This window comes from Pedobacter ghigonis (assembly GCF_903166585.1).
GTDB lineage: Bacteria > Bacteroidota > Bacteroidia > Sphingobacteriales > Sphingobacteriaceae > Pedobacter > Pedobacter ghigonis.
Window position 1 is genome coordinate 416,102 of the sequence record NZ_CAESCM010000001.1, and the last position, 22,161, is coordinate 438,262.

The 22,161-nt window shown below is 40.6% G+C and carries 18 protein-coding genes; 14 read left to right on the forward strand and 4 right to left on the reverse strand.

From position 1 onward, the window contains the following. Positions 1-98: 98 nt before the first annotated feature. From HWV58_RS01780 to HWV58_RS01825, 10 genes are all read left to right on the forward strand, one after another. Positions 99-2,408, forward strand: coding sequence for a PSD1 and planctomycete cytochrome C domain-containing protein (locus tag HWV58_RS01780; protein WP_175632414.1), 2,310 nt, complete (start codon positions 99-101; stop codon positions 2,406-2,408). A gap of 36 nt (positions 2,409-2,444) precedes the next feature. Next, positions 2,445-3,893: a DUF1501 domain-containing protein gene (locus HWV58_RS01785; protein WP_175632415.1), complete on the forward strand. Its 1,449-nt coding sequence runs from the start codon at positions 2,445-2,447 to the stop codon at positions 3,891-3,893. 51 nt (positions 3,894-3,944) lie between these two features. Further along, positions 3,945-4,970 carry an NHL repeat-containing protein gene (locus HWV58_RS01790; RefSeq protein ID WP_175632416.1) on the forward strand — a complete coding sequence of 342 codons (1,026 nt, stop codon included), beginning with the start codon at positions 3,945-3,947 and terminating at the stop codon, positions 4,968-4,970. Positions 4,971-4,984: 14 nt separating this feature from the next. After that, positions 4,985-5,758 carry an FN3 associated domain-containing protein gene (locus tag HWV58_RS01795; protein WP_175632417.1) on the forward strand — a complete coding sequence of 258 codons (774 nt, stop codon included), beginning with the start codon at positions 4,985-4,987 and terminating at the stop codon, positions 5,756-5,758. Further along, positions 5,759-7,912 (forward strand): DUF2231 domain-containing protein, encoded by a 2,154-nt coding sequence (locus HWV58_RS01800; protein ID WP_175632418.1) that lies wholly within the window; start codon positions 5,759-5,761, stop codon positions 7,910-7,912. A gap of 1,102 nt (positions 7,913-9,014) precedes the next feature. Then, positions 9,015-9,473, forward strand: a complete 459-nt coding sequence (locus HWV58_RS01805; protein ID WP_175632419.1) for a MaoC family dehydratase — start codon at positions 9,015-9,017, stop codon at positions 9,471-9,473. 328 nt (positions 9,474-9,801) lie between these two features. Next, complete coding sequence (locus tag HWV58_RS01810; RefSeq protein ID WP_175632420.1) at positions 9,802-11,715, forward strand: ATP-binding protein; 1,914 nt, start codon at positions 9,802-9,804, stop codon at positions 11,713-11,715. 242 nt (positions 11,716-11,957) lie between these two features. Further along, positions 11,958-12,476 carry an RNA polymerase sigma factor gene (locus HWV58_RS01815; protein WP_175632421.1) on the forward strand — a complete coding sequence of 173 codons (519 nt, stop codon included), beginning with the start codon at positions 11,958-11,960 and terminating at the stop codon, positions 12,474-12,476. A 152-nt stretch (positions 12,477-12,628) separates the two neighbouring features. After that, entirely contained in the window at positions 12,629-13,198 is a 570-nt protein-coding gene (locus tag HWV58_RS01820) for a dihydrofolate reductase family protein (protein ID WP_175632422.1), read from the forward strand. A gap of 628 nt (positions 13,199-13,826) precedes the next feature. Beyond that, positions 13,827-14,423, forward strand: a complete 597-nt coding sequence (locus tag HWV58_RS01825) for a GIN domain-containing protein (RefSeq protein ID WP_175632423.1) — start codon at positions 13,827-13,829, stop codon at positions 14,421-14,423. A 157-nt stretch (positions 14,424-14,580) separates the two neighbouring features. On the opposite strand, the gene HWV58_RS01830 is transcribed toward HWV58_RS01825, so the two are convergent. Genes HWV58_RS01830 through HWV58_RS01840 form a run of 3 tightly spaced genes read right to left on the reverse strand, consistent with a single transcriptional unit; the run spans position 14,581 to position 17,445 of the window. Then, positions 14,581-15,597 (reverse strand): ABC transporter permease, encoded by a 1,017-nt coding sequence (locus tag HWV58_RS01830; RefSeq protein ID WP_217706928.1) that lies wholly within the window; start codon positions 15,595-15,597, stop codon positions 14,581-14,583. After that, positions 15,548-16,555: an ABC transporter ATP-binding protein gene (locus HWV58_RS01835; protein ID WP_175632424.1), complete on the reverse strand. Its 1,008-nt coding sequence runs from the start codon at positions 16,553-16,555 to the stop codon at positions 15,548-15,550. Before HWV58_RS01835 ends, HWV58_RS01830 begins: the two co-directional genes overlap by 50 nt. Before the next feature lie 35 nt (positions 16,556-16,590). Further along, positions 16,591-17,445, reverse strand: coding sequence for a COG1470 family protein (locus HWV58_RS01840; protein ID WP_235972619.1), 855 nt, complete (start codon positions 17,443-17,445; stop codon positions 16,591-16,593). Between the two features lie 536 nt (positions 17,446-17,981). Between HWV58_RS01840 and HWV58_RS01845 the strand changes: the two genes are divergently transcribed. The 4 genes from HWV58_RS01845 to HWV58_RS01860 all read left to right on the forward strand — a co-directional run bounded on the left by HWV58_RS01845 (position 17,982) and on the right by HWV58_RS01860 (position 21,836). After that, a complete protein-coding gene (locus HWV58_RS01845; RefSeq protein WP_175632425.1) occupies positions 17,982-18,713 on the forward strand; it encodes a LytR/AlgR family response regulator transcription factor in 732 nt (243 codons plus the stop codon). Between the two features lie 211 nt (positions 18,714-18,924). After that, positions 18,925-20,052 (forward strand): sensor histidine kinase, encoded by a 1,128-nt coding sequence (locus tag HWV58_RS01850; protein ID WP_175632426.1) that lies wholly within the window; start codon positions 18,925-18,927, stop codon positions 20,050-20,052. Positions 20,053-20,255: 203 nt separating this feature from the next. Next, complete coding sequence (locus HWV58_RS01855; protein ID WP_175632427.1) at positions 20,256-20,699, forward strand: hypothetical protein; 444 nt, start codon at positions 20,256-20,258, stop codon at positions 20,697-20,699. A 540-nt stretch (positions 20,700-21,239) separates the two neighbouring features. Next, entirely contained in the window at positions 21,240-21,836 is a 597-nt protein-coding gene (locus HWV58_RS01860; protein WP_175632428.1) for a GIN domain-containing protein, read from the forward strand. 57 nt (positions 21,837-21,893) lie between these two features. On the opposite strand, the gene HWV58_RS01865 is transcribed toward HWV58_RS01860, so the two are convergent. Further along, the gene (locus HWV58_RS01865; protein ID WP_175632429.1) at positions 21,894-22,118 is read right to left on the reverse strand and encodes a hypothetical protein; all 225 of its coding nucleotides are present in this window, start codon (positions 22,116-22,118) and stop codon (positions 21,894-21,896) included. Between the last annotated feature and the right edge of the window lie 43 nt (positions 22,119-22,161).

The window sequence follows — 22,161 nt, forward strand, 5'->3', positions numbered from 1 at the left end:
TACGAAACCAATCCAAAGCATTACTGATATGAATGGTTTAAAACATTTCAGGTAAGCATTGAATTAAGGTTTCTTATAACCATTTATAAACCCTGCTTATGAAATTAAAGATTATTGCATGTGTTGTAATCGGCATTGCTGTGATTATAGCCTGGTTAACGGGAACAAACCAACTTTCGGCGGCTAGCGGCAATGAAATAAGCTACAATTACCAGGTGCGGCCTATACTCTCTGATAAATGTTTTGCCTGTCACGGGCCTGATAAAAACAAGCAGGAAGCCGGACTGCGACTGGATATAGAAGCCAGTGCCAAAGCACTTTTAAGAGAAACAAAGGGTGCATATGCCATTGTTGCGGGTAAGCCAGAGAAATCTGAAATGATTAAAAGGATCAACTCAACCGATCCTTCCTATCAAATGCCGACACCTGCATCACATCTTGGTGTTTTGAACAAAGATGAAATAGAAATTTTAACCAAATGGATAAAACAAGGCGCAAAATATGAGAAACATTGGGCCTTTGTACTCCCAAAAAAAGTAACACTGCCACAAATAGAAGAAGGTTGGGCCAAAAACGAAATAGACTATTTCGTCTCGGAAAAATTAAAACAGCACAACCTAAAAGCAAATGAAGAGGCCAGCAAAGAACAGTTATTAAAGAGATTATCTTTAGATTTAACAGGGCTTCCTCCAAGTCTAGCGCTCCAAAAAACATTTAGCGACGATAATAGCAATCAAGCCTATGAAAAGGTGGTAGACCGATTGTTGGCTATGCCACAATTTGGAGAAAAAATGGCGCTTCACTGGCTGGATGTTTCGCGATATGCCGATAGTTATGGCTATCAGGATGATGATTACAGGTCACAATGGCCTTATCGCGATTGGGTGATTCATGCATTTAATTCAAACATCCCATATGACCGCTTTATTACCTGGCAGCTGGCTGGTGACCTTTTGCCCAACGCAGGCAAGGAACAATTACTCGCTACCGCATTTTTACGGAACCATAAAATAACTGAAGAGGGAGGAGTAATACCTGAAGAATACCGGGTAGAGTACGGTATTGACAAAGTAAAAACCTATACCCGGGGCTTACTTGCCCTTACAGTAGAATGTGCGCAGTGTCACGATCACAAATACGACCCTATTGCACAAAAGGATTACTATCAGCTGTTTGCCTTTTTTAATACAAGCAAGGAAAAAGGCCTTGAAGGACTTGTGGGATCGGGTCCTGCCAAAACACCAATACTTGCTTTAAGCGATGATGATGTCAAAAAAATCCTCAGGTTTGTAAACAAAAAGGATACCGGGGCTGTAAAAGTCTCGGTTATGGGTGAAGTTGATACGCCACGTACAACCTATTTGCTTAAACGCGGTGTTTATGACCAATATGGCGAAGCGGTAAGCGCATCGGCATTGCCGGCAGTGATGAATTTTGATACTAAAAAGTTCCCAAAAAACAGGTTGGGCCTTGCCCAATGGACAGTTAGTAAGCAAAACCCGTTAACTGCCCGTGTATTTGTGAATCAGTTATGGGAACAGATTTTCGGAAAGGGAATTGTAAAATCCGTGGGCGATTTAGGCATGCAGGGCAGTTTGCCTAGCCATCCTGAATTACTAGATTGGTTGGCCGCAGATTTTATGGAGCACGGATGGAATATCAAGCTACTGGTTAAAAAGATAGTGATGTCGGCCACTTATCGCCAGTCGTCGAAAATAACCAAAGAACTTTTGGATAAAGATCCCGAAAACCTTTATTATGCAAGGGCCTCGCGTATGCGCCTGCCCGCTGAGGCTATCAGGGACATGCTGCTAAGCAGTAGCGGATTATTAAACAAGGAAATTGGAGGCCCAAGCGTAAAACCTTATCAGCCTAAGGGACTTTGGGAAATGGCGACCTCAGGAAGGGGGCAGCTGGCTGTCTATAGGCAGGATAAGGGAAAAGATATCTACAGGCGTGGCTTGTATACATTTATTAAGCTAACTGTCCCTCCCCCATCGATGATGATTTTTGATGCCAGTAACAGAGACCAGTGCCAGGTCAACCGTTTAAAAACCAACACTCCGCTCCAGGCATTGGTTATGATGAACGACCCAACAGCGCTTGAAGCCTCAAGGGTATTTGCCGAAACTTTGCTAACAAATAAAGGAAACCCAGAGCAGGCCATTCGTACGGCATTTGAGAGTATCATTTGCCGAAGACCATTCGAAAAGGAAATGGGGTTACTTAATGCTTATTATAAAGACCAGTTGGCGATGTTCAGGCAAAAAAAGAATATGGCTGAAAAAACATTAAATATAGGGGAGTACCCGCATCGCAAAGATTCTGCAAGCATAACTGAAGTAGCTGCCTTAATGAGGGCAATCAATATAATCTATAACATGGAAGAAGCAATAGTGAAGGGTTAAGCCCTCTTGTTGATTCTTATCGATAACCAAATAAAAATGGAAAAAGAAATATTGGAACATGGCCTTAGCATGAACCGCCGCCGGTTTCTAACTGGCCTTGGAATGGGTATTGGTGGAGCTGCACTAGGCAGTTTGTTGATTCCTGATTTGCTTAACCCCCAATCCGTTGAAGACGCAATCGTTGCAGGCTTGCCGCATTTTGCGCCAAAGGCCAAACGTATCATCTATCTTTTTCAAAATGGTGCACCCTCACAACTAGACCTGTTCGATTACAAACCCAAACTGCAGCAGATGCACGGGTTAGATTTACCTGAATCGGTCAGAAAAGGGCAGCGACTTACAGGCATGACCTCTGGACAGGCCAAATTCCCGCTTGCAGGTACGGCCTTCAAATTTAACCAATACGGTGAACACAGGGCCTGGATGAGCGAGCTTTTACCCCATACCGCCCGCATTGCCGATGATTTATGTATCGTAAAAAGCCTCTACACCGAAGCCATTAACCACGACCCTGCTTTAACTTTTTTCCAAACCGGCGCACAGGTGGGCAACCGTCCCAGCATGGGGGCCTGGCTTAGCTATGGCCTGGGTAGCGAAAACAAAAATCTACCCGCCTTTTGTGTATTGCTTTCTAAAGGCAAAGGAAATGGGCAGGGCGTCTACTCGAAACTATGGACCAATGGTTTCTTGGATTCAATTCATCAGGGCGTGCAGTTTAGCAGTGGCGAAGACCCCGTGCTATATCTTAATAATCCCGATGGAATGGATAAAACCGAACGAAGAAAAATGCTTGATCACCTCTCAGCGCTAAATAACGACGCTTATGAGCAGGTTGGCGACCCAGAAATAAAAGCGAAAGTACAGCAGTATGAAATGGCTTACAGAATGCAGACTGCAGTTCCCGAGGTAACCGACTTAAGCAAGGAGCCTGAGTCGATTATCAAACTCTACGGAGGCGACTGCTTGGTTCCTGGCACTTATGCTGCCAACTGTCTATTGGCAAGAAAACTTTCTGAAAGTGGTGTCCGCTTTGTTCAGGTTTATCACCAGGGCTGGGATTCCCATGGCAATCTGCCAAAAGAACTTGCCGGGCAGTGTCTGGATACCGATCAGGCTTCAGCAGCACTAATTACAGACCTTAAGCAAAGGGGAATGCTCGATGAAACTTTGGTAATATGGGGCGGCGAATTCGGCCGGACTAATTATTGCCAGGGAAAACTTTCCAAAGACAATTATGGTAGGGATCACCATCCCCGTTGCTTTACCATGTGGATGGCAGGAGGCGGCGTGAAACCTGGTGTTTATGGTGAAACAGATGAGTTTGGTTATAACATTGTGTCAAACCCTGTACATGTACATGATTTTCATGCAACCGCCTTGAACCTGATGGGACTTGACCACGAACGTTTGGTATATAAACATTTGGGGCGGCGCTACCGGCTTACCGATGTAGCAGGAAAAGTTATCAATGACCTGATTGCTTAAAGCGAGAATGGTCCGGTATTGCAAGTATTTTAAATTTTGAACAATGAGCAAATGAATAGAAAAGAATTTGTCAGGAATATGGCTTTGGGTGCTATAGGTGCAAGATACGTTCCAGAATGGTTGGCCTATAATGAGGTTGTACTTGGCCATGGTAAAAAACGCTATAGGATAAATACAAAGTGGAGCCAAGCAGACGTATCCAAAAATCCTGTTAACGATTGCCACGAAATGGTCCAGGATAGTAAAGGGCGTATCTTGCTTCTCACCAACGAAACCAAAAACAACGTAATATTCTATGATAAGAACGGTAAGTTTCTGCAATCCTGGGGAACAAGCTATCCTGGTGCACACGGGTTAACCTTGTTTAATGAAAATGGAACAGATGTACTCTTTATATGCGATAACAACAGACATCAGGTTATAAAAACCACAATTGATGGCAGGGTACTCATGGAGCTTAACTACCCCAAAGAAACGGGTCAGTACTTAAAAGCAGAGGAGTACGTGCCAACCGAAACGGCAATTGCTCCCAATGGCGATATTTTTGTGGCAGATGGTTACGGCAAAGACTTTATTATTCAGTACGATTATAAAGGCAATTACATCCGGCATTTTGGAGGAAGAGGTGATCAAAACAAACATTTGCTCAACGCTCATGGCATTTGCATAGATACCAGGAATGACCATCCGGTACTTATGGTAACCTCACGACAGCAAAATGCCTTTAAAAAATATGCGATGGATGGAACTTACCTCGACACTGTAGAGCTGCCTGGCGCGTGGGTATGCCGCCCAGTTATCCATGGCCAGCATTTATATGCAGCGGTATTGCAGACCAATAGCAGGCAATCTCAAAAATCCGGATTCGTAACCATACTCGATCAGCATAACAAAGTGATATCCAATCTCGCTGGAAGCACGCCCCAATATAAAGAAGGAAAGCTCCAAGAAATGTATCAAACAATCAAGGCATTTGACTATCCACACGATGTATGCATTGACGATGAAGAAAATCTTTATATCGCCCAATGGAACTCTGGCAAGGTTTATCCCTACAAGCTAGAGCCTATAGCCTAAATCGCATGCTGTTTATGAAATACAAATACCTGTTTGTTTTGCTTTTTTTGTGCAGTAATGCAAGGGCTCAAGACAATTTTCAATTGGCTCCACCTTTGATTAAATATCAATCCATCTTTTTTGATGAAAGGTTAAAAGTTCCCATTGTTTTTGAACAGCTGGGTACCTACATTACTTATAGTATTGATGGTGAGACAAGTAAAGCCAAAAAGTATAACAAGCCCATTCTGATCAACAAAGAATTAACAACCATTAAAGCGAGGGCAAATTCAAAAGATTTTACTGCTTCCGAAATCGTTGAAGCTACTTTTATTAAAAGTGGAATTCTAGCATTGGTTCATTTTCCAGAGGCAAGCGGCCCTTACAAAAGTAGTAAATCTAGTATCCTCTCTGACAATCAGGGAGGTATAACCAATCACAATAACCCTACCTGGTTGGGGTATGATAAGGATTCGGTAAGCTTCATCATTGAAACGGGTAAGGTTCAAAGTTTACACAAGGTGCTTATTAATGTACTTCAAAACCAGCAGGCATGGATTTTTCTGCCCTCTAAGGCGGTAGTTTATGCCTATGATAAACAAAGTAATGGTTTTTCACAGGTTTTAACTACGGTAAGTACACCATTAGAAAAAAATGAAAAAGTACAATGCGGCGCAATTATATTGGACCTTAATAACTGCAAGACTGACAAAGTTAAGCTGGTATTGTACAACAACAAATTACCCTCATGGCACCAGGGCGCAGGTAAATTAGCATGGATGTTTATAGACGAAGTTAAATTATATTAAATGACAAAATACTTTAAGTGGCAGGGAATAATTTTCAATTTGTGCATCATGCTCAATTGCCTGTTGGTCTTTTTATTGTTCTTTGGCGACCAGCTTAAAGTGCCTGTTTTTTTGCAGGTTCTTGGCAGGGCACATCCACTTGTGCTCCATTTTCCCATTGTACTTTTACTACTAGCCTTTGTCTTTGAAGTAATGGCGACTTCGTCAAAACAGGCTTTACTAAAAGAGGTGGCTAACTGGGTATTGCTTGCCGCCTGTTTCACTACGGTAATAGCAGCATTAATGGGACTTTTTCTATCCAAAGAAAGTGGCTACGATGGAAATGAGGTAGCTGTACACAAATGGTTGGGCGCGATCTGCGCACTGTTGAGTTTTTTATGGTACGCGGCAAGAAATGCCATCCGCAAAAGCAAGCTCGCTGTAACATCAATAGGTGTTTGCGCAAGCCTTTTCTTATTAGCAGCAGGTCATTACGGCGCAAACCTTACACATGGCAACGATTTCCTGTTACTACCCATTAAAGCAAGTGAAGCCACCCCGCGTGTTTCATTGGCAGATGCTGTAATATACCAACATCTGGTTAAACCCATTCTCCAGCAGAAATGCATCAGTTGCCATAACAGTAGCAAAGCTAAAGGTGGATTGATTATGGAAAATGAACAGTCGCTTTTAAAGGGGGGCAAAAATGGCAAGTTATGGGATCTTGCTGAAGCTGATTTCGGAAGAATGATGCAACGCATACACCTACCCGAGGAGCATAAAGACCACATGCCTCCCAAAGGAAAGTTACAACTAACAGACCAGGAAATAAAAGTACTCTACCTGTGGATAAAGGGTGGGGCAAGCTTCACTCAAAAAGTAATAGCACTATCACCCAGCGATTCATTACGGACAATTGCAGCAAGTTTTTTCAGTAATGACAACAATGAAGATCAACATCTTCCTTCCTTAGATAAAAGCAAAGTAGCGCAGTTAAATACCGATTATCGATCAGTGGTCCCAGTTGATGTAGGTTCAAATGCCGTAGCCGTTAGTTTTTATGGCGTGGCACAATACAATTCAAAGCAGCTCGCTGAATTGGACGTGATTAAAAATAACATCGTATCGCTGCAGCTCAGCAAAATGCCACTTAGGGACGAGGAACTGAAAGTAATCGGAAATTTCGTTAACCTAAGGCGGTTGAATTTGGCCTTTACCAATGTTGAAGGAAGCGGGCTCAAATATATAAGCGACCTACATAATTTAAGCGAGCTTTCTCTTTCAGGAACGGGAGTAAACATAAGTATGCTTAATGCGCTGAAAAAGTTGAAAAAACTCAAAACTGTCCAGCTATGGAATACACCAATTAGTGAAAAGGAAATGGGGTCGCTTAAGGGTGGTTTTCCTGGCATTAAGTTCGATATGGGCTTTAATGGTGATACAGTTAAGGCACAATTGAATGCACCAATAATAGATGGAGGGAAAAAAACTTTCAAGAGTGAGCTTTCAGTAAAAATTAAAAGCTCAATTGGAAGTTCGGTTATCCGTTATACCCTTGATGGCACTGAACCAGATAGTACTAAGTCGCCCATTTACAAGACCCCCATTATTATAGGAAAGTCTACAGTTATTAAAGCGAAATCTTATCTCAAAGGCTGGATAAGTAGTAATATCACTCAAGAAAATTTTTATAGAAGTAACCTTAGTCCAGATAGCATAAAGCTACTTACCCTTCCGGATAAAAAGTTTGCCATTAAAACTAACAATGCACTTTTTGATGGTGAACTTGGTCCCCTTAGCTTTTCTGCTGGCACAAGTTGGACAGCCTACAGGGAAACCCCGCTTGAGGCCTTACTGTTTTTTAATCAACCAGTAGTGGTAGGTTCTGTATCATTCAGGTCGCTAATTGATATCGGGTCTTTTATTATGCCGCCCTTGGAAATTGAGATTTGGGGAGGTAACAATATCGCTTCACTCGGCTTGTTAAAAAAACTTAAACCAGTGCAAGCAACTAAGGAGAGTATGCCTTACATCGAAAACTACATCTGCAGTTTTCAGCAGAAGAAGCTTGCGGTAATCAAACTGATCGTAAAGCCACTTCGAAGCCTGCCCGCCTGGCATCCGGGGAAAGGAGATAAAGGGTGGGTATTTATAGATGAGGTATTCCTGAATTAAACCCTCTTGACATTTTAATCATTCACCAACAATTATGCCTTTAAATGGCTATAGCTAATGGGTTAACCTAAGAGAAAAGACACAGCAATAAACCTTCTAATAAAAACCAATGCTCACCATTTACAGCCAGCCTATGCGCATAAAATTTGCAGAAAACTTCAACTAAATTGGTTTGTGAGTATCCGCCTTAGAATTCTATCTCAAAGCAATTCCGTAAAAATGATTTTGTTTTTTCGGAACAGACCGCTTGTTAATTAACTGGTGAATAATAGTTATCCACGAGCCTATCACCTGTTTTTCAGTGGTTCCCCTCATGTCAAAAGACACATATCAAAGCATTTTGATTTATCCACCGTTTTGGCTATATTGGTTTTTCCTTAAAATACTCCCATCGGGAGGTGATGGATTCATCTTTTTTGGATTAAAGCAATGAAAAAGATTATGCTGCACGAACCGGACACTTCGGTATTCGAGGTTATGAGCCTAATCCTAATTGAAAAAGGTTATACGATTAGACCATTTCCTTATACTAACCCAACTCTTACTCGGGAAATTTTAGATTTCAGGCCGGATCTAATAATCATAGATTTTTTTCAAGATCATTCATTGCCTACCAAAATAGCATCACTAGTTCGCTCAGTTTTACCTTCAACCGGTTTGATTTTATCAAGTTGTAATTTCGACATAGATAAAATCTACATAAACATGGGATTTGACTATTATCTGTCCAAGCCATTTGATATCGACCAATTTGCAAAACTTGTTAATATCTACTCCCAAAAAGCTAAATTACCTAAACACAAAATAGACAAGTCTGTAGATCAATAAACTTTAGTTCAGATCTGTTATTTGAGCGTATGACTGAGATCTGCTTAATTTCCTTTTAGGTAAAAAGTGATCCTAAAATAAATCTCTTTCTTGGTTGTTTTAGGCCTTACCGGCCAGCCTATGAGTATCTCTAATCAAGAACCTTCATAGCGAGCACCAGCCATATTTAAGAACACTAGCTAATTTATTTTTCGAAAAATTGGAGATTATTCAGTTTAGTAGGGCAAGTTTGTTAAAATAGTGTATATTCAAAATAGATAACATTGCAGATACTATGGTAATTATTGACAGTTTTGAAGAATACAGTGCGTACTTGGGCAAGCAGATCGGCGAGTCAAACTGGCATAAGATAGAGCAAGAACAAATCAACAAATTTGCAGAGGCAACCCTCGACTTTCAATGGATACACGTAGATACAGATAAGGCGCGTTCGGAAAGTGCATTTGGTGCCACAATTGCCCATGGCTATTTAACTCTATCGCTCATCCCCTATCTATGGAAACAGATTGCAGACATAAGGGGTGTGAAAATGGAAGTAAATTATGGAATAGAAAAGTTCAAATTTAACCGCCCGGTTCTGGTTAACGATCAAGTGCAGCTCCGCGCGAAGTTAATTTCAATTTCAGACCTTAGGGGCATTACAAAAGTTGTAATTCAGGCAGATCTTGATATCATGGGGCAGACCAAGACTGCATATACGGGAAATGTCGTGTTCTTGTATCACTTCATTTAAATTGATAAAACCCTTTTATTTCCCATCTACAAAAGTTTGATTATCGACTACATCTAGATGCAGAGTAATTCTAATGTATTGATATCTAAGAAATATTTTGAGAGTCATCCTAAAGAGATTTGCACCTAAGATGATTAACAAGTTGTTTACAATATCAGATCTGGAGTGTATGTGATACGCATCTTGGGAGTTTGAAATAAATCCATCGCTCTATCTTTAATTTTAACATTTTCAGCTCGAATTGATATATTTAACGAAAGTTAAAGCTAAGCGCTACAAAACAAATTTTAGCTGCTTCTGTTTTTAATCTAGCATATTCACTAACCCGATGGACAGCACATCTAATCGCCCCCTTCACGATCAATTCGAAAATACATCATTAGAGCAGCGCCTACATGCCCTACTGATGGCTACTTCCGATGTGGTTTATAGACTTAGCGCCGACTGGGAGATTATGCAAGAACTTGACGGCCGAGGCTTTTTACATGATGCAGAAAGGCCAATCCGAGGTTGGAAAGAGATTAATGTTTTCTCGGAAGATATGGAAATCGTCAATGCTGCGATTGATGAGGCAATCCAGCAAAAAAAAGTGTTTGCCCTTGAGCACAGGGTCAATAGGGTCAATGGCACGACGGGCTGGACTTTTTCAAGAGCCATCCCCATACTAGACGACAATGGAGAGATCATTGAATGGCTCGGCGCCGCCAGCGATATCACTGCACGTAAAGAGGCGGAAATTGCACTTAACGAATCGCGAACACTTGCTTTGGAGCAGAAGCGAAAATATGAGACTATTACCTCCGGAACGCCGGATCTGATGTACGTATTTGACCTAAAATACCGTTTCACTTACGCAAATGAGGCCCTGCTGGCAATGTGGGGCAAATCTGCTGAACAGGCTATTGGAAAAGGGCTATTAGAAAATGGCTACGAACCCTGGCATGCGGCGATGCACGAACGGGAGATCGATCAGGTCGTTGCTACAGGAAAATCCATTCGGGGAGAAGTTTCCTTCCCTCACGCGGAATTTGGCAGAAGGATCTATGACTATATTTTCACCCCGGTGTTTGACGACCACGGCAAGGTAGAAGCTGTCGCTGGGACCACTCGGGATGTTACGGAAATCAGACATACCATGGAGTCTCTGCAGCAGACCAACAATCAATTACAAGAGGCAAGAAAACAAATCTCAGACTCGGAGAATATACTCCGGCAAGCAATTGACGCGGCGGCTTTCGGCACCTGGTTCATTCACCCGGCAACTAAAGAATTTGTGACCGATGCAAGGGTAAAACAGCTCCTGGGTTATTATCCCAATGAACAGCCTACCCTTGAAAGCGCACTGGAGCGTGTCACAGAAGATTACCGGCAAACCGTAACAGACAAACTCGAAAATGCACTCTATAATAATGGCGATTATGATGTTACCTGTCCTGTGATCGGCATGCACAACAAAAAACTGCGATGGGTAAGAGCGGTGGGAAACCTGACAATTGACGACTCGGGAACTATTTCAATTTTTACTGGCTTATTAATGGACATAACCGAACAGAAGAATGATGAAATTAGGAAAAATGACTTCATCGCCATGGTTAGCCACGAGCTTAAAACGCCACTCACCTCACTAAAGGGCTACATTCAAGTGGTATTACGAAAGCTGAGAGACTCTGGAGAAGATAAAGTGCAAGGCGTCATGGAGAAAGCAAACTCTCAAGTAGAGAAGATGACGGCTATGATCAATGGTTTTTTGGATCTGTCCAGGTTGGAATCGGGTAAACTCAGTATAAACCATGGACAGTTTGATATCGCTGATTTGATTATAGAGGTAAAGGAAGACATACAGGCGCGGATTTCAACCCATGAAATCCTTTTTGCGTCTGTAAAAAGCGCAATGATCAATGCCGACCGGGATAAGATCAGCCATGTCCTTCAAAACCTGATATCAAATGCGACGAAGTATTCTCCACAAGGCAGCAAGATCAATGTAACATGTGATACTGATAACGAAAATTTAATAGTTCGGGTCAGTGACCAAGGCATGGGAATATCCGAACAGGACTTGGGAAAAGTCTTCGATCGCTACTTTCGTGCGGAGGACAGCAAGTTGAGTACCATTGCCGGTTTTGGTATTGGCCTTTATATCTGTAATGAAATCATCACTCGGCACGGTGGTCAAATCTGGGCAGAAAGCGAACTTGGAAAGGGATCTACATTTACATTTAGCATTCCCATCTCTGGATAGCTGGTATAAATTTCTCACAGAATACGCCTTTGCTGGAATTGTAAAATAATCCGTGCAACAGTGTACCGATAGCCTTAGCAGGGCGGACCAACAATTAAAACTTTTAGTTTCAAAATCTTCGTTCAACGTGAGTTTCCACAGGTATAAATACGATTTTTATTTTTCTTGTTTTTCTGTTCAAACCAAAGCAGAGCACTAGTTGTTATTTTTTAACCTACATCTGAAATAATTGATTGAAAAACATGAAACAAAATGAATTTATCAGGGTTGCTGATAAGTGTACCTCTGCGCTGTTTTCACACGCTATGCGGTTTACAAAAGATGAAGATGATGCGAAAGATCTTGTGCAGGACACTTTAGTAAAGGGGATAAGATTTTGTGAAAAATTTGATAATGGTACTAATGTAAAGGGATGGCTATATGTAATTATGAGAAATACCTTTATCAATAACTACTATAAAGAGCAAAAAAAACAAAAACTTATCAGTACCGAAGATGATCTTTCCAGTCAGAACCTTTTAAAAAGTTCCTCTACCAATAGTGCTGGTTTAAAGTTCATGATGGAAGACATCCAGAAAGCGATGAACAGCCTACCAGATCATTACCGCATACCGTTTCAGCGATATTTTGAAGGATATAAATACGACGAGATAGCCAAAGAGCTTGGCATTCCATTAGGCACAGTTAAAACCCATATTCACCAAGCAAGGATAATGCTAAAAAAATACCTACAACAATATAGGGATTTACTTGCCGAATAATCTAATTGATTGCCTGAAACAAATGTATATTCCAGAACCGATATAGGGCTAACTCTATACTTAATACACCCCAACATTGTCGCAATTCCACCTTACTGGTATGCTATAATCCTCTTTAAATTTGGATTACAATTTAAATCAATGTAAACAAAATGAGAAAGATCAGGATTTTCGAACATATCTCCCTAGATGGTGTAATAGAGCACGACGGAGATTATAAGTATGGCGCGTGGACTACGCCTTACCGCAGCCCTGCTGGGGCGGCGATGCTCTTTGATGCCTATGGAGCCAATTTTGATTTGCTGCTAGCACGCAACACTTATGATATTTTCAGTAATTTCTGGCCGAATGCGGGAGATTTCCCAATGGCAAACGCCATAAACACTGCGACGAAGTTCATTGTAACCAATAGACCCGATAGCCTTAAATGGGGGCCAGTTAAAAGCTTAAGTGAAAATGTTCTAGATGCAATTGGTAATCTCAAGTTAACAGACGGTCCAGACCTGATTGTGGTGGGAAGCTCGACCCTAACTTCATTATTGCTTGACCAGGGACTCGCTGATGAGCTTGTACTGATCACTTATCCTGTTTTGCTGGGCGGAGGCAAACGCTTGTTGGCTGATGCCATCGATGCAAGGGAACTTGTTTTTCTCGATTCCAAAGCCACCCCTACAGGCTTACTGATTAATACTTATAAACACATTGGTCGCTTAAAAAGTTAAATTTCCACCTATATCAACCAGAAACATAGGATAGATCAAACAAAGAATTTTAGTCAAGTATTATCATAAATATATTCTTGAGACAAGCAAAGCCATCTACTAGTATCGTGGATATTATTGGGTGGCTTTCTTTATCATTACCGAAAGGGTAATTCCAGTGTCGAAGTTTTACCCCACTTGGGATTAGCTCGCCAAATATCATGTTTACTACCTTTCATTCTTCTCACGCCAACCGGCTATATCAGGTAATTGATGGCTCCGAGATATATTCATCAATAGTTCTGCAGGCGCCTAGAAAAAGACTATGACCAGCTCAACAAAGAGCAGGCTAACTTCAACATTATTCGCACCTGGAAGCCAATTAAGTCCATTTCACTTGTTTTTATATAGTTGAAGACACCTTTCCCAGGTTTGATTTAAATACGCTTCGACAAATAGACCAAAATTGATTGGGACTAGCATATTTAAAAAAGACCAGTCATTTTTCACCCGATTTAAAACGGCGTTCGTCGAGAACTTACAGCCGTTGGTATAATACGGTTAAAACCACTGAAACGTTTCCCATCTCTTGCCGTCTTATTATTAAAACATTCACAAATTATTATATAAAACTATAAATAAAAACATTATGAAAACTTCAATTTCAACCCTAGCAAAATCTTTAATGGCAGCTGTTGTTTTAAGCGCTTCAATCTTCTCTACAACAGTTATGGCTACCGAAAAACAACCTGTTAAAATCTCTACTCCAAAAAATTTCGATAAAGTAGTCGTGAGTGGAAACGTAGAAGTTACCCTGGTTCAAAACGGAACTGAAGGTATTAGCTATGCCGATGATAACAGCGGAAAAGTAAAAGTGATCCAGGATGGAACTGCTTTAAAAATTACTTCTGCAGACAACGGGGCGGCTAAAGTTACCGTTTATGTAAAAAGCATTTACCGTGTAATGGCATCTGATGATGCAGTTGTAAAAACAGACGGCAAGTTAAATGTAACTAACCTTCAGGTATTCTTAAGCGGAAATGCGGTGGCTAAAATCGACTCGAAAACTGAAAGCCTGTACACTGTGATTTCAGACCGTGCAGATTTAAAATTAAGCGGAACAACTCAAAACCACAGCCTGGTAATGGGAAGCACCCCTAAATTAAACTTAGACCGTTTTGCAGCCGTAAATACAGAAATGAACGCACCAGAAGCTTCTTTAAGAACTGCCGCTTTGGCAAAATAAGCACCATAAAATTTAATAAACACAAAAAGCGGCTTAAGCCGCTTTTTGTGTTTATAGCCAGTTACTTAATGAATGGAAGCCAATCATCAAAAAAGCGAATTTATCAAACCATGAGAAATACTATCTGGATCAGAAATCATAAGCAACTACAAACCAACTAACTCCTGATTTCCCTGCGCATGAATAAGTAGTAGGCTAAGGCAAAACAGGCCACACTACAAGCTATCATCCCGCTGATTTGCGGCCATACAAGCATTAGGCTTTCCCTAACGGGAAGCGGCGAAGGTATAGCGCCAGAAAGTTGCTCCATATTCATAGGGCCCAGACTTCTTATAGAAGGCATAAGCAGCGTGGTTGCTGCATCACTGTAAAGCTGATTTGGCGCAATGCGCAGAATATCTAGTATTAACTCATTATACCTCATCACCTCAGGTTGAGAGAGATAAGAAGGGTCTGGCATAAATGCCCTAATGATTAGATTGACTAACATTGGATAGAAAACAGTAAAGAAAAGCCACACTCCAAGTGCACTCAACGCCGATGTAGCCGCCTGCCAGAAAATAATCGAAAATAATATAGAAAGGCTTAAGTAAAAGGCAATATAAATTATAGTGGTCATGGTAAATCCCATAATGCGTATTAGCTCCTGTGGCTCTATTCTAACCCCAGTAATAAATAGCCCCCCACCAATCATCAGTAAGCTTAGCGAAAAAAACAGCGTACTGATGATGATCATAGCACTGTAGAACTTAGCTAAGAGAATATTGTCCCGGTATACAGGTTGGGCAACCAGCCTGGTCAACGTGCCACTATTCTGTTCGGCATTTATCGCGTCAAACCCCATGCTGATACCAAGCAAAGGTGCTAAAAAGCTAAGCAGAATATGGAAGGGTGGCATCGAACCATCCGTTGTGCTCAGGAGTTTAAGGTACAAAAAGGCATGATCTGGGTCCTGGACATTATTGAACGCGCTTTTGATATTAGCCATCGATATATAGATTGAGGCTGCAAATGTCAGGACAACTAGCGTCAGTAACACGATAAAGCGCCAGCTTCGTATATGGTCTGCAACCTCCTTTGCCACCATAATACGGAAAGGACTCTTTTGTTTTCTAGAGTTTAGTTCATTTTTTCCTGCCACGGTGGAATAAGCTATTGCGGATACTTTTTTCATTTTCTGTTGTTTTACTAGGGCTGCTTTCAAAATATTTCTGGTAGATTTCATCAAGGCCATATTCTTTTTGGCTGATGCGCTGAATATCCTCACCATGCTCAATGAGCATTCGGATAAGCCTCGGTGTGACATCTTCTGAGCTACAGAAGGTCAAAATCTCCCCGGATATATTAAAGTCCGTTATCGGTTGCAAACGGGAAAATTCAAATTTCAATCCTTCTGCGTCTTTGGGCGAACGGATCAATTGGATAGTGGTCTGTATTCCTGTGTTTCCAAAAAGCTCCGCGGATAGCGAAGGGAGATCGCCATGGGCAAGTAGTTTTCCTCCCACAAATATGCCCACGCGGTCGCAGACCTGCTGCACATGGTGGAGGTGGTGTGAGGACAACAGCAGGGTAAGTCCCTGCTCCTCCCTTAACCTTTTTATCAGATCCAGAAATTCCCTGACTCCAGTCGGATCAATACCCAACGTTGGTTCATCGAGTATAATCAATTCTGGTGCTTTGATGAGTACATCTGCAAGTCCTAGTCGCTGTTTCATTCCCCGGGAATAAGTAGAAGCCCGCTTTTCTGCCGCAGCCTTTAACCCGACAACATCTAAAACTTTTTTTGCACGTTTTGCTATTCCTGGTTCATCAAGACCATTTAGCCTTGCTATATAAAGCAGGTTTTCCAGCCCTGTCATATGGGGATAAAAGCCAACATTGTCAGGCATATACCCCACCTTTCTTTTCACGTAAATGGGGTTGCGAGTGGCATCGTATCCACAGACAACGGCTTTACCATTATCAGGTTCGGTAAGTCCAAGCATCATCAGTATGCTTGTCGTCTTTCCAGCACCGTTCGGGCCGAGCAAACCAAATATCTCACCCTGGTTGATGTCCAGGCTAAGTCCATCAACTGCCTTGTAGGGACCATAGCTTTTGCTAAGGTCCCTCAATTTTATAATCGGTTCCATCTTTTTCAGTCAAATTGTTTTATAAAAAAGACGGACTATCGCCTGCCGTATTTGCGGATGAGCGCATAAACGGCTGCAACAGCAATAAAGATAACCAACAGACCGATCCAACCTGAAAGCAAAGAGGTTTTAACGAAAACACGCAAGGCAGTCTGACCATTGGCGTTACTTCCTGAAAGATTAAAAGTTACTCCATAATCTCCGGCAATAGTTTTATCGGGAACTTTAAGCAATACCTTAACAATTGCTTTCTTACCGCCTTCAAGTTTTTCGACCTTAGTAGGGGTAAAGCTCGCCTCCCATCCACTAGGTAATTGCGAGGTTATTTCCAGGTCTTTCAATGGCAGGGTTCCAGTATTTCGAACTTCAAGCTCAATATCCTTATGACTGCCAGATGTTAGCTCTTCGCTAAGCCTTCCACTAGGTGTCGTGAGCGTTGTGCCATAACTTCCCTTAACTACTGCTTCAAGCTGGATTGAAAGGTTTTGGGCAGGCGATACCGCCTTAAAAGGAATAATGTACTTTCTCGCCTCGGCGTTACCGGTCGCGGTGATCTCCAATGAGACCTCACGGCTTTGTCCCGCCTCAACACTAACCGAGGTCACAGGACTACCATCTACATGAGAACTCAATTGCCATCCCGCCGGAAGGTCAGCTTTGAGTTCATAAAGCTGCTGGGCTGAAGTACCATTGTGTAGTGTGAGTGAAAACCGGAAAGGCTCGTTGGTAGCCGATTCGATGTTGATCAATTTCGCACTGAGCGCGGACGGCCCTTTGGGAAGTGTCTGCTGCTGCGCAGGAGAAACATCTGCAGCCAGCATAAAGGTTAATAATAAAAATGCGCTGAATAATCTTTTGCGCTGAAGTCTGAGTAATGATTTTCTTGACATGATCTAAACCAAAAATTTTAATAATTGCTCTAAAAAATGTTTTCTGATTATTTATCTGATTAGGCTCCAAAACAAAAAAATGAACGGTTTTTTTCAAAATCATTTAACATTTTTTAACAATTTAATCTTTGCCCCTTATTCTGGACGAGGATTAAAAAACCCTATAGCGTACTGGCTCTTTTAATAGTTGTACCATTACACAGTCTGTTTTCTCAAGAGCTTCAGATGACAGGTAATAATTTTGTTTACTTATGATGATCAATCAGGTTCAGCAACTTTGGGAGAGTTATGCAGCCTTTGTAGAAAAATGCTCTAAAGGTTATTGAAGCCAGAAAATAAGAAACATGTATTCCACAGTGCTAAAGAATATGGTCCCTTCCATTCTCAACCGCGTATTCTTTTAAGAAACAACCTTTACAATTGCTTAGCATTTCATTACGGCTACACGAATAGCATATTTTCCGTTACGGATAGTCCTTTCAGCGTGATTTAAACAAAATAAGAATATTTATTTTAGTGAGCATTAAATTCCAAATATGAAAAATATTATCAACTGCGTTATTATTGACGATGATCCGTTTGCAATTAAAGTAATTACCAATCACATTGCAGAAATCCCCAGGTTACAGATTTTACAAACCTATACAAATCCAATTAGAGCTCTATCTGAGATAAATAGTTTAAAAAATAAGCCAGACCTTATTTTTCTAGATATTGATATGCCAGGACTATCAGGGATCAACTTTGCAGAATCGGTAAGGCATTCTTTTCCAAATATTATCTTCACCACAGCATTTGCTAAATATGCCTTGAAAGCCTTTGATCTGCGGGTTAAACACTATTTATTAAAACCGATTGATCTTGCCACATTTTCACAAAAAGTATACACGGTACTACTTGAATGTTTTGATAATCCTCTGGATGAAGACAATGATGCCTTTTATCTTAGGGTTGGAGAAAGGGGGTACCGAGTAAAGGTTTTGAAAGAAGACATTATTTATATCCAAGCTGCTGGAAACTATTTGCACATTTTCACTTCAGAGAAACATTATACCATCTATTATTCATTGGGAGAGATGGTTCAAAAACTCTCAAGCAACACTAAATTTTTCAGGGTACATAAGTCTTATATCATAAATGCCAACTATATACATTCAATCGAAGGGAACACCATACACCTGCAGAAGTATGATGTACTCATGACTGTTCCATATAAAGCAGATTTTGTCCGGTACCTGGAAGACAACACCTTACTTTTTAGAAAGTAGATCCTTTATCGAAAATTTGGGGCAACATCAGTCAATGTTGTAGTAACAATGGTCATTGTTGTCTCTGTAGGATCTGTACTTGTTTTCATTTTCGATTCCTTTGATCGAAAAGTAAAGACCGTTTTTTTGGTCAGCTTGGGTGAGATTTGTTTTTTCATGAACCCAAACTAGCCTATCAAAAAAACAATAATTAATAACTTATTCAATACCTATGTTGACTTATACGAAAGCTTCTTTTAGCAAAAAAATCGGACTTGAAAATCTTAAAAAAACATATTATTGGCATTTGCTGATCTGGGTGCTTTTGATCACCTATGAGTTATCTACAATTTCTTTTGCAGTTGGAATAGTGGCAAAACCTGGCCTTATTATCAGCCATTACTTGATTAACATCTTTTTCTTCTACTTTAGCTCATTATGGGTTATTCCTAACTCTCTACGCTATGGTAAGCAGTGGGTTTGGAGGCTTCCGCTTTTTTTGGTCATTGCATTTGTCCTGCTGGTTTTAAATAAGGGCTTGATAGACTACACCCTAAACACGCTAGATGAAAACTCGGGAAGAACACTGAATTTTAACGCCAGATACGTTGGAGGGGTGGCCTGGAGAAGCCTGTATTTTCTGGCATTAGCTTTTCTTTTCTATTTCTTCAGAACTTACGTCCAAGAAAGAGATATCCGTGAAAACCTCGAACGGCTAGGTCTTGAAAACCAGATTAAAGAGCAGAGATTGCAACTTGAGTTAAGCCAGGCTAGACAAGCTTACCTAAAAGCACAGATTAATCCTCATTTCCTTTTCAACACACTCAACTACATCTTTAGCCTAGTTCAAAAGAGTGAACCTGATGCTGCTGAAGCAATAGTAAAGCTTTCTAAAATCATGCGATTTGCATTAGATGCGGAACATACTGATGAAAATCCACCTCTATCAATTGAAATAGCCCATTCAAAAAACCTCATAGATCTTTGGTTAAAACCAAAATCCGGAACCGCCTATTTAAATTTCAACGTCGATAAGGAGGTTTGTGATTATTATTTTATACCCCTTGTTCTACTTACACTACTGGAGAACATTTTCAAACATGGAGACCTCAGTAACCCATCAGCTCCAGGAATCTTTAACTTACTCATACGCAAAGACAAGCTCGTAATCCAAACACTTAATCTTGTCAATACTGATATCAATAGTTCAGGTGGAAGTATAGGATTGGATAATTTGAGGCAGCGGCTGAATAGTGCTTACGGATCTAAATGTTCCTTTTCTTACAAAAATACACCGGAAGGATATTTCATTGTACAGATTGAAGTAGAACTAGCTATGCTGCAAAAGGGTAAAACCTAATCTGCTTGTTTATAAATTAGGCAATCTATTAATTCGCTAAGCTCTGGAAAGACAAAAGCCACATCCATTCGATCTTCGATGTTTTCTAAGTACAGAAGTGAGTGTGCCTATAGCCCTCTTACCGATAGATTCCCCTCGTGAGCAAAATATGCGTATATTTACTATGGATATGGCATATATCAGCCAAATAACCAGCAGTCGAGATGGAAAAATCATTGTGGCGTAAACTTGTATACCTTTGGTGTACAATAGAGGACAAGCACGGACTCACCTTGCCCTTTTTGATCGGAGCAGAAAGAGAATTTGGCGATAGAGAGAACTTTAGCTTAGACACCCTATTTGAGGAACTACAAGCTTCTTCACAGCCTTATATTATATCCAGATTTGACGATATAGAGGAATATATTATTGGGCTCCCAAAGCGCGAATACCCATTCTTGAGCTCACTGCCAAAATACGGGTCGCTATACATTAATACTCCTTTTCTTGAAGGCTTTGATTCCATTTTAGAAATTCAAGAACAGCTTTCGGCGATATATGAAGAGAATATACAAGATAAAAAATATTCCAAAACCATAGGCTTCGAGTATTGGAGTGAGTTTGACGGAAATGATGAAAACAAGATAAAGACTGCAATGGAAATGTAGCGCTACAAAGGAGAAAACAAAACTATAAATCTGAATACAAAAGTAAAATCTGCCATAAGCGCGAAAACCATTCTTTTTTCCATCTCCAATCATCAGTTTTTTAAAACCATGTCAAACCGATTCATGGTTAGTAACATTACTTATCAGTCTCTTGAGTAAAGCTTTACCGCCTCGTCGCCTTCTCTTCCGCTGTTTTTTTATTCTATGTTAAACTATTATGGTAATAATTAGGCCGTAGTCAATAGTTAAAGTATATTATCATTGAAATCAGCCAATCACCATTTGATCCATCACCTGGCTATCCTGCATAGGGTGCTTTCATAAAAAACGGAAATTAATTTCAATCTGACCATTGTTTCTAGAAATGTAACCGCTAATAAAAAAAGACCAGTCATTTTTCGCCCGATCTAAAACGGCGTTCGTCGAGAACTTACAGCCGTTGGTATAATACGTCTGGAACCGCTGAAACGTTTCTCATCTCTTGCCGTCTTATTATTAAAACATTCACAAAATATTCTAAAACTATAAAACAAAAATATTATGAAAACTTCATTTTCAACCCTAGCAAAATCATTAATGGCAGCTGTTGTTTTAAGCACTTCAATCTTCTCTACAACTGTTATGGCTACCGAAAAACAACCTGTTAAAATCTCTGCTCCTAAAAACTTCAACAAAGTAGTAGTAAGCGGAAATGTAGAAGTAACCCTGATCCAAAACGGAACTGAAGGTATCAGCTACACTGATGACAACAGCGGAAAAGTAAAAGTGATCCAGGATGGAATGGCTTTAAAAATTACTTCGGCAGATAACGGGGTGGCTAAAGTTACCGTTTATGTAAAAAGCATTTACCGTGTAATGGCATTTGATGATGCAGTTGTAAAAACAGACGGCAAATTAAATGTAACCAACCTTCAGGTATTCTTAAGCGGAAATGCTATAGCTAAAATCGACTCGAAAACTGAAAGCTTATACACCGTTATTTCAGACCGTGCAGATTTAAAATTAAGCGGAACAACTCAAAACCACAACCTGGTAATGGGAAGTACGCCTAAATTAAATTTAGACCGTTTTGCTGCCTTAACAACAGAAATGAACACTCTTGCAGCTACAGTCCAAACTGCAGCCTTATCAAAATAAGCATCACAAGTTTTAATACAAGAAAAGCGGCTCAGGCCGCTTTTTTTTATATGCGACTTATTTAATGATCAGTATGGTTTTGGGATTGGAAGAAAGTTTAATGTAAACATGCCTTTCCGTTCTGTACGCTTTAATTTCTATGTCAAGTAAAATAGCCGACATCCCTTTTTCATCATATACCAACTGCCCCTCTATCAGCTCTTCAAGTTCATCAATGGTCATATACCTGCTAATCTGCACAACTGTCTGTTTCTCTTCTGTTTTAATTATCTTCCTTGACATTCTCATCGTCCACAACATTAAATAGTTAAGATAGAAATGCCCC

Excerpts from the sequence above, each read along its gene's own strand:
- HWV58_RS01800 (WP_175632418.1), top strand. The coding sequence starts at position 5,759 with ATGACAAAATACTTTAAGTGGCAGGGAATAATTTTCAATTTGTGCATC.
- HWV58_RS01790 (WP_175632416.1), top strand. The coding sequence starts at position 3,945 with ATGAATAGAAAAGAATTTGTCAGGAATATGGCTTTGGGTGCTATAGGT.
- HWV58_RS01805 (WP_175632419.1), top strand. The coding sequence starts at position 9,015 with ATGGTAATTATTGACAGTTTTGAAGAATACAGTGCGTACTTGGGCAAG.
- HWV58_RS01795 (WP_175632417.1), top strand. The coding sequence starts at position 4,985 with ATGAAATACAAATACCTGTTTGTTTTGCTTTTTTTGTGCAGTAATGCA.
- HWV58_RS01840 (WP_235972619.1), bottom strand. The coding sequence starts at position 17,445 with ATGTCAAGAAAATCATTACTCAGACTTCAGCGCAAAAGATTATTCAGC.
- HWV58_RS01825 (WP_175632423.1), top strand. The coding sequence starts at position 13,827 with ATGAAAACTTCAATTTCAACCCTAGCAAAATCTTTAATGGCAGCTGTT.
- HWV58_RS01845 (WP_175632425.1), top strand. The coding sequence starts at position 17,982 with ATGAAAAATATTATCAACTGCGTTATTATTGACGATGATCCGTTTGCA.
- HWV58_RS01785 (WP_175632415.1), top strand. The coding sequence starts at position 2,445 with ATGGAAAAAGAAATATTGGAACATGGCCTTAGCATGAACCGCCGCCGG.
- HWV58_RS01865 (WP_175632429.1), bottom strand. The coding sequence starts at position 22,118 with ATGTCAAGGAAGATAATTAAAACAGAAGAGAAACAGACAGTTGTGCAG.
- HWV58_RS01830 (WP_217706928.1), bottom strand. The coding sequence starts at position 15,597 with ATGAAAAAAGTATCCGCAATAGCTTATTCCACCGTGGCAGGAAAAAAT.
- HWV58_RS01820 (WP_175632422.1), top strand. The coding sequence starts at position 12,629 with ATGAGAAAGATCAGGATTTTCGAACATATCTCCCTAGATGGTGTAATA.
- HWV58_RS01860 (WP_175632428.1), top strand. The coding sequence starts at position 21,240 with ATGAAAACTTCATTTTCAACCCTAGCAAAATCATTAATGGCAGCTGTT.
- HWV58_RS01815 (WP_175632421.1), top strand. The coding sequence starts at position 11,958 with ATGAAACAAAATGAATTTATCAGGGTTGCTGATAAGTGTACCTCTGCG.
- HWV58_RS01835 (WP_175632424.1), bottom strand. The coding sequence starts at position 16,555 with ATGGAACCGATTATAAAATTGAGGGACCTTAGCAAAAGCTATGGTCCC.
- HWV58_RS01810 (WP_175632420.1), top strand. The coding sequence starts at position 9,802 with ATGGACAGCACATCTAATCGCCCCCTTCACGATCAATTCGAAAATACA.
- HWV58_RS01850 (WP_175632426.1), top strand. The coding sequence starts at position 18,925 with ATGTTGACTTATACGAAAGCTTCTTTTAGCAAAAAAATCGGACTTGAA.
- HWV58_RS01855 (WP_175632427.1), top strand. The coding sequence starts at position 20,256 with ATGGAAAAATCATTGTGGCGTAAACTTGTATACCTTTGGTGTACAATA.
- HWV58_RS01780 (WP_175632414.1), top strand. The coding sequence starts at position 99 with ATGAAATTAAAGATTATTGCATGTGTTGTAATCGGCATTGCTGTGATT.